This is a genomic window from Nostoc cf. edaphicum LEGE 07299 (assembly GCF_015207245.1).
Lineage (GTDB): Bacteria > Cyanobacteriota > Cyanobacteriia > Cyanobacteriales > Nostocaceae > Nostoc > Nostoc edaphicum_B.
Genome location: NZ_JADEXF010000233.1, coordinates 1 through 6,299 on the forward strand (window position 1 = coordinate 1; position 6,299 = coordinate 6,299).

Consider the following 6,299-nt stretch of genomic DNA (forward strand, 5'->3'; position numbering starts at 1 on the left):
ATGTATTATCTATGTATTGCATTCTTTTTTCAAATTGGTATGATATACAAGAATTGAAAACCAGGTTTCCTACTCAGCAGAGATCGGAAACCTGGTTTTTAACAATTCTGAATTCTGAGTTCTGAATTCTAAATTCTGATTTAATACTCAATTCCCGGTTGTGCTTTCACACCTTGATCGCGGAAAGGGTGCTTAACTAGGGTCATTTCAGTTACTAAGTCAGCACGTTCAATTAAAGCAGGTGGTGCGCCTCTACCTGTGAGAATAACGTGTTTGTTAGCGGGTTTTTGTGCCAAACCTGCTAAAACGTCTTCTACTGGTAAGTAAGCCATTTTGAGGGCGATATTGATTTCGTCTAACAACACTAGATGAAAGTCTGGGTTGCGGATGTATTCTAACGATTTTTCCCAGGCGGCGCTAGCTTTGTCAAGATCGCGATCGCGGTCTTGAGTTTCCCAGGTAAAGCCTTCGCCCATTGCATGAAATTCTATCTGGTCTTCCCAATAGCTGAAGACCCTTTTTTCGGAAGGTTCCCAGCTACCTTTGATGAATTGGACGATCGCTACTTTATACCCATGACCGAGCGATCGCAACACCATCCCCAAAGCTGCAGTGGTTTTACCCTTACCGTTACCAGTATTTACAATAATTAACCCTTTTTCTGGTACAGCTTCTGCTATGCGCTTGTCTTGCACTTCTTTGCGTCGCTGCATCTTTTTGCGGTACTGTTCATCAGTCAGAGATGAAGACATTACCTCATCAATTAAGCGCCCAATTTCTTGGTCTGGGTTCAATTCTTTTGGTGTATCGTGTTTCATCAAGCTTGTCTAGAAATAACTGTTAAAAGTGTTGAAAATGAACCAAAATTGCCTTACTTATCCAATTTCACTTACATTACTTGATTGGAAATGTCCAGTAAGCTTTCATGTGAAATATTAATAGTGTGTTAGGTTTATTAATGATTTGCAGACAAGTAGAACTATATATGATACACAACCTGAACTTATAATTTGAGTTTACTATTACTGTTTTAAATAATTTAATATGTTCATTAAAGCATTTTACCAGTAAAATTTTATTATTATCTTCTTTAGTACAGTTATGAGTTCGATAATTTAAGTGTCAAGGGTATGATGTTTAACATCATGAGTTATGCATCTATGGATGTTGTTGTTTCCATTTTTCCCATAAAAGCTGCGTATCCTCTGGTTGCCCATCATAGTTGAGCAATTGGTCTGAAATTATCACCCATGACTGGGCACTGCGTGTCCAAATATTACCCACTGGGCGTAACCAACTTGTATCATCTAAGGTTCCAGCTTTGACATTGATAGTATTTGAATTGTAAGTCCTTTTATGGAACAATCGCGTTCCGCAGTCGCCACAAAACAGGTTATTTACTTCACGACCGCTATCATTTTTTCGAGTCCAAGCTTTCGGTTTTCCCTGAACAATTACAACAGCATCTCGTAGTACTGTAAGAGACATACCAAAGGCACTAGATGATTGTTTTTGACACTCCTTGCAGTGACATAGATAAAGTGTTAACGGTTGGGCATGAATTTCATAACGAATCTGCCCACATTGACAACCTCCAGTATATGGAAGACTCACAGGTTTTATCTCCTAACAATTTGTATTGCTTTATTGTAACTAAAACTACTTCAGTATAAAAGCGGGTTTTATTAGACACAAATAGAAGACATCTGGACATGAATATATTTTCATTCTCTGCACTTTCCTAAATCCTTTTCATCACTCATCTTCATCCGATTCATCATCCTCACTCCAATACTGTTGAGGTGCATTTCCGTGAACTTCTAAAATCTTCGGTTTCTTGATTTTGTTATCAGGTGAATTAATTGCTTCTAACTGCACATCAAATTTCCAGTTATCACCAAAATCATAAAGATAGGTCATTTTACCACCTGGTTCTAAAGACAAATCACCAATCTGCACTTGGTCTGCAAATGGGGGCGTTTCCATATAGGCATGACCGATTTTTATGATGCGGCCAAAATGGTCTTTATAACTAAACTCATACAGGTGATCGTAATCAAAGTCAAAAGCATCGAGAATTATTTCTGCTAGCCAGCTTAATGGTTTTTTTGCTGGTATGGCAATGCGTCGCCAGGCCTTAAAAAGTGATACTTTGAAAATATAAATACCATCGGTGAAGCCTTGCTTGGGAACAAGTAAATTGTGCTCCCATTCTGGAAAAAATGGTTGAAAATGCGACTGCAATTTTCCAAAATTTACATTTACATCATCCTGTAATTCTCCTCGTATACCTAATGGAAAGAGGAATTGCAACAGGGCATCACCATAGGGTAAGCGTTGTAAACTAGTAATGCGCCATCCCTTGCCTTCTTGTGGTTTACCATGTTTGATAGATAACAAGCCAAATAGCTCTAACAGAGCAACATTATGCAGACCAGGGTAATAACTAATATTGTTTTGATCTTCATATTTAGGGAATTTTAAACCTTTATCTGGAACGCGGGGCCAAAGTTGAATACATCTAAATAAATTCCCTAATGAATCTTGATGTTCACCAAAAACTTCGTTATTTCCCCAAATTAACCAAGCTTCTAGTAGGTTGAAATAACGTTCTGTTAAATTGAGGTTTGACCATGATTGCAAAGTTGCGGCGTCTAAAGCTAAAACCTGCTTCTTCCCTTGGGATTTAATTTGGGCGATTCCAGAACTGCGTAATAACAGATATAGTCCATTAATGTAGGGGTATGATTTCTGTACGGGGCGTTTGAGTTTAGTTTCAATTGGGTGACTTAATTGAGAATTAACTTCTGATAAGACTTTTAGCGGTAGAAGGTTATTAATGCTACTAACTTCCACTCCGTTTGGTTGTAAGAAATCTATCAGGGTTTGAAAGTCATGCAGAATCGTACCGGGTTGATTTTCATCAATAGTGAGTTCTTGGAGGAGTTGTTGTTGTGACTCTGTTAGAGAAGGCAGTTCAGGATTGAGTGTGCGTTCTAGTCGCGCAAAGAAATCTTCCATAAATAAAAATTCTAAATTCTAAATTCACAATTTAACCTTCTGTGCAACCTGTTCTATTTATACTATGACTACAGAAGTTCTCCTGATAAATATTGGACTGCAAAGTGTCACAACAGAACCATCAACACCGTAAATTTAGTGAAATGCGAATGATAATATTTTCACCTTCTACTTGACAATCCCAGGAATTTGATATGAATAGTAACACTCGCCTACAGATGATTTTAGCTGATACACGTATTGATACAGTATTACCTGCGATCGCTCAACTAAATCTACCTAACTGGTGGTTAGCTGGAGGTGCAGTCCGAAACACCGTTTGGTCTTCAATTTTTGGCAATGACTGTGGGTTAGGTATTAAAGATTTTGATATTGCATTTTTTGATATAGAGGGGAACCGTTCTCAAGAACTAGCAGCAAAGGCGACTCTCACAGAACAATTTCCTGATGACGAGTTTGATGTCAAAAATCAAGCCAGTTTTGCTCGTTGGCGGCTTGGTAGCAGACCTTATACTAGTACAGAGGATGGCATCACAGATTGGCTGCACACCGCTACCGCTGTAGGAGTTCGACTAGATACTCAAAGACAATGGCAATTTTTCACACCCTACGGCTTAGATGACCTATTTGGTGGCATTATTCGACCCACGCCAACGCATACTCATAATTTAGATGCCCATAATAAGGCATCTGGATTTTTACAGAAGTGTCCTTATCTGCGGTTAGCGTAAAGGTTACAGTCAGATTTTAGCCGCTAGTTTCCGTGACAAGGAAATAATCGCTTTTTAATTTACAACCCTTGGATACCGAAGCGCAATGTTAATAATTTTCTACGTACTGGGAATAATTAAACTAGAACCCTTTTCACGATAGAACAGGGATGATGCTAATTTTATAACTTTATAATCAAAAATCAATGCCAAATCGTACTGGATACCAAATTAATTCCACTCTCCACGAAGGAATCCAAACAATTATTTATCAAGCACAAACGCCAAAGACACAACAGCGAGTTATCCTCAAGCTGCTTAAAAATGAATATCCGACCCTTGAAGCCTTTACTCGTCTTAAAAATGAGTATCAGATTCAGCAAGGTTTAGACCATCCCAATATAGTTAAAGCTATCAGTCTAGAAACCTTTGAAAACCGTGTGGGATTATTGTTAGAAGACTTTGGTGGTCAGTCTTTATCTCAACTGCTCCAAACAAAAAAGCTTGACTTAATTAATCATTTAAAGATTGCTATTCAACTGACTAGAGCTTTAGATTATTTGCATAATAATCAGATTATTCATAAAGATATCAAACCTAATAACATTATAATTAACTCCCAGACAGGTATTGTTAAACTCGCTGACTTTGGTATAGCCTCGCGTCTCAATAAGGAAAATCCTCAATTTAATAACCTTAACTGCGTTGAAGGCACACTTGCCTATATGTCTCCTGAACAAACTGGGAGAATGAATCGCATTCTTGATTATCGTACTGACTTTTATTCCCTTGGTGTGACTTTATATGAAATGCTCACTGATAAAACACCATTTGTTAGCCAAGATCCCTTAGAAGTAGTTTATAGTCACATTGCAGTTCAAGCGAGAAACCCGCAATCGTTTAATTCACAAATTCCTACCGCCATCTCTGAGATTGTGATGAAGATGATCGCAAAAAATGCGGAAGACAGATATCAAAGTGCGACAGGATTATTGGCAGATTTAGAATCATGTCTCAAGCAGTTAGAAACTAAGGGAATCATTACTGATTTTGTGCCAGGTCGTTTAGATATATTGAGCCAGTTATTAATACCTCAAAAATTATATGGTCGTGAAGAACAAGTTAATGAACTTTTAGCTGCATTTGAGCGAGTGACATCTGGAACTAGTGAAATGATGCTAGTGTCTGGCTATTCTGGAATTGGCAAATCAGTTCTAGTCAATGAAGTTAATAAACCAATTACTCGTAGACAAGGGTACTTTATCTCTGGAAAATTTGACCAGTTAAAACGGAATATACCTTATGCTTCTTTAATTCAAGCTTTTGCGTATTTAATGCGGTATTTGCTGACCGAGAATAATGAAAAAATAGAAATATGGCGTAATAAAATCTTATCAGCTTTAGGAACAAATGGAAAAGTTATTACTGATGTAATTCCAGAGGTAGAATTAATCATCGGTACACAGCCAGAAGTTGTCCAAATTGGGGCAACAGAATCACAAAATCGCTTTAATCATGTTTTTAAAGAATTTATCCAAGTTTTTACTCAAAAAGAACACCCATTAGTCATCTTTTTAGATGATTTGCAATGGGCAGATTCAGCCACTTTAAATCTAATTCAACTACTCATAACTGACACCGACAGCAAATATTTTTTATTTATTGGGGCATATAGGGATAATGAAGTTAGTTCAGCACATCCTTTAATCCAAAAGATAGAAGAAATTAAAAATAGTGGCACCGTTGTTAATAATCTTGTATTGCAACCTTTAAATTTAGATAATGTAACTCAGCTAGTTGCCGAAACTCTTCAAAAAATAGAGATTAAGCAGGATAAAGGAACAGGAACCTTTAACAAAGAAATTATTAAACTAGCTGAGTTAATTTGTAATAAAACAGGCGGGAACCCATTTTTCATAACACAACTAATTCAGGCACTTCATCAAGAAAAACTGTTAAAATTTGACTTTGATGATGCTAAATGGCAATGGAGCCTAGAGGATATTCAAGCAATTGGAATTACCGATAAGAATGTAGTTGAGTTAGTTGCCAGCCGAGTTGAAAAACTACCACAGTTCACCCAAGATGTTTTAAAATTAGCAGCTTGTGTGGGTGACAGATTTAGTCTGGATGTTTTATCGATAGTCAATGAAAAATCACCTTCTTTGACAGCAAATGATTTACACTCAGCTTTGCAAGCGGGATTAATTTTGCCTTTAAGTGAAGCTTACCGCATTCCCTTAGTTTTTAATCAAGAAGAAGCGGTTAATTTAAATTTCGACACTTCACGGGTGGGTTACAAGTTCTTACATGACAGAGTACAACAAGCAGCATATTCCTTAATTCCAGAAGAACTCAAGAAATCTACTCACCTGAGAATTGGGCAATTGCTTCTTCAAAATATACCTAAAGAGGAAATAGAAGCTAATATTTTTGATATTGTCAATCAGTTAAATGTAGGTATTGTTAACCTGATAGAGCAATTTGAAAAAACTGAATTGGCACGATTAAATTTAATTGCAGGACGAAAAGCTAAAGCTTCTACAGCTTACGAAGCTGCTCTTAAAT

The 6,299-nt window shown here is 37.1% G+C and carries 5 protein-coding genes; 2 read left to right on the forward strand and 3 right to left on the reverse strand.

Annotation, left to right across the window (positions count from 1 at the left end; genetic code table 11):
- Nucleotides 1-140: 140 nt before the first annotated feature.
- The 3 genes from cobO to IQ229_RS09085 form a co-directional block, all read right to left on the reverse strand.
- A complete protein-coding gene (cobO, locus tag IQ229_RS09075) occupies nt 141-818 on the reverse strand; it encodes a cob(I)yrinic acid a,c-diamide adenosyltransferase (RefSeq protein ID WP_194043048.1) in 678 nt (225 codons plus the stop codon).
- A 340-nt stretch (nt 819-1,158) separates the two neighbouring features.
- On the reverse strand, nt 1,159-1,614 hold the full coding sequence (locus IQ229_RS09080) for a GFA family protein (RefSeq protein WP_194043049.1): 456 nt from the start codon (nt 1,612-1,614) through the stop codon (nt 1,159-1,161).
- Nucleotides 1,615-1,755: 141 nt separating this feature from the next.
- Entirely contained in the window at nt 1,756-3,021 is a 1,266-nt protein-coding gene (locus tag IQ229_RS09085) for a plasmid pRiA4b ORF-3 family protein (RefSeq protein ID WP_194043050.1), read from the reverse strand.
- A 194-nt stretch (nt 3,022-3,215) separates the two neighbouring features.
- Here IQ229_RS09085 and IQ229_RS09090 point away from each other — a divergent pair, with 194 nt between their 5' ends.
- Together IQ229_RS09090 and IQ229_RS09095 are read left to right on the forward strand one after the other, a co-directional pair.
- Complete coding sequence (locus IQ229_RS09090; RefSeq protein WP_194043051.1) at nt 3,216-3,752, forward strand: nucleotidyltransferase family protein; 537 nt, start codon at nt 3,216-3,218, stop codon at nt 3,750-3,752.
- Between the two features lie 185 nt (nt 3,753-3,937).
- On the forward strand, nt 3,938-6,299 hold a 2,362-nt coding region (locus IQ229_RS09095), incomplete at its 3' end, for an ATP-binding protein (RefSeq protein WP_194043052.1).

What these genes read in the sequence shown, in the direction of transcription:
- IQ229_RS09090 (WP_194043051.1), top strand. Translation starts at nt 3,216, where the DNA reads ATGAATAGTAACACTCGCCTACAGATGATTTTAGCTGATACACGTATT.
- cobO (WP_194043048.1), bottom strand. Translation starts at nt 818, where the DNA reads ATGAAACACGATACACCAAAAGAATTGAACCCAGACCAAGAAATTGGG.
- IQ229_RS09085 (WP_194043050.1), bottom strand. Translation starts at nt 3,021, where the DNA reads ATGGAAGATTTCTTTGCGCGACTAGAACGCACACTCAATCCTGAACTG.